This is a genomic window from Mesorhizobium sp. M2A.F.Ca.ET.037.01.1.1, from assembly GCF_003998075.1.
GTDB lineage: Bacteria > Pseudomonadota > Alphaproteobacteria > Rhizobiales > Rhizobiaceae > Mesorhizobium.
In genome coordinates this window covers 1-1,485 of sequence record NZ_RZSA01001304.1, presented here as the reverse complement: position 1 = coordinate 1,485, position 1,485 = coordinate 1, and the positions used below count along the sequence as shown (strand labels likewise).

Below are 1,485 nucleotides of genomic sequence, written 5' to 3'. Positions count from 1 at the left end.
GTCCAATCTCGTCCTCGATGCAGCCAACATAGTGATCTCAGCGGCGAACTCGGCCGACATTGAGCGGATGGTCGACGCCCGCGAGCAATTCGATTGGGTGATTGTCGAGGAAGCAGCGAAGGCGACCGGTCCTGAGGTTGTCGGTCCTTTGATGCTCTCAGGCCGGCGACTGCTGATTGGAGATCACCATCAGCTCCCCCCGTTCGGAGCCGAGCGCATCGGTGGCATCTTGGGAAATTATGCCCTGGTTGAACAGACCTTGGATATAGCAGAACAAGTCGTCGCTTCTGTCTTGAGGGACGGCGAACTCGAAGCCATGCAAGCTCTGCGGACCAATCCACCGAAGTTTAAGGAAGTCACCGACCTCGCGTTGCGGCTGTTGGAGCCATTCCGAAGTGTCGTGGTCGAAGACGAGCGGCGATCGCAGGCCAATCCAAGCCATCGCCACATCGCGGCAACGCTGACCGAACAGAGGCGCATGGACCCGGCCATCGCGGAAATCGTTTCCAAGGCATTTTACCAAGGGAAGCTTCTGACAGAGCGCGGGCGCCGTGAGCGAGCTCAGACCGAGCCGGCGCCGTTTTTTACGATTGATCCGTTGCCCGCTTCCCCCGTCGTCGTGGTCGATTTTCCCCATGTCAGTTCTACAGGCCGGCGCGAACGGATGGAGTTCGGGAGCCCGCGTTGGCACAATCCGTCTGAGATCAACGCCGTAATCAATGTGCTTAGGCACGTGCGAGCAGACACGTCCCGCGGCAACCCCTCCCTTGCGATTCTTTCTCCATATAAGGCCCAAGTCGAAAAGCTCTCCGATCGCGTCGCCGCCTTGCTTCGTAGCGACCTCGCTCACTTGGATGGGTTTCGCCCGGTGCGGCGCGGCGGCAGTTTTGTCGGCACTGTCGATTCCTTCCAAGGAAGTGAAGCCGATCTGGTTGTCATCTCTCTCGTCCGGAATAATCCGCGCTCCGGCGGTTCGGCGCTCGGTTTTCTACGCGACCGGCGTCGAATGAACGTTGCGCTGAGCAGGGCAAAATCCAAGCTTGTGATCGTAGGTAGTCTTCAGTTCCTGAGCGAGGCCGTTCAGGGTGTCAATCCTGATGAAGAGACACATGATCTGATGTTTCTGACCGATATGCTCGCGGCAATCAAAGCTCTGGCCGGGCAGCGGAAGCCTGACGGACGAGCCGCTGCCGAGCTTATCAGGCCAGAGATTCTCGGAGGAGGCAGGTGAGCATTCTCGTCGCTGTGCCCATCTTTCGAGTCTCCTGCCGGGTTGGGATAGACAAAGGGCGGCCGTGGAGCATCGTCGACGAACTAATCCTCGCTTCAATTGCGCGCGTGCCCCGGACGATCAAGGAACTGGCGGATCATGCCGACCTACCGCGCCAACTCGTAGTCGCATCTATCGCACGGCTCATGCGATTTCGGCTGATCGAGGTTCGAGCATCTGCCAATGGCGCGTCGTTCATGGCGAGTCCATATGGG

General features: G+C 58.9%; 2 protein-coding genes. Both read left to right on the top strand.

Going from position 1 to position 1,485, the window contains the following annotated elements:
* Positions 1 to 1,231 (top strand): AAA domain-containing protein (locus EOA27_RS36180; RefSeq protein ID WP_245491317.1); only part of this gene is annotated, 1,231 nt, incomplete at its 5' end.
* Positions 1,228 to 1,485: helix-turn-helix domain-containing protein (locus EOA27_RS41720; RefSeq protein WP_210214199.1), on the top strand; the 258-nt coding region annotated here is incomplete at its 3' end. The genes EOA27_RS36180 and EOA27_RS41720, both read left to right, overlap by 4 nt.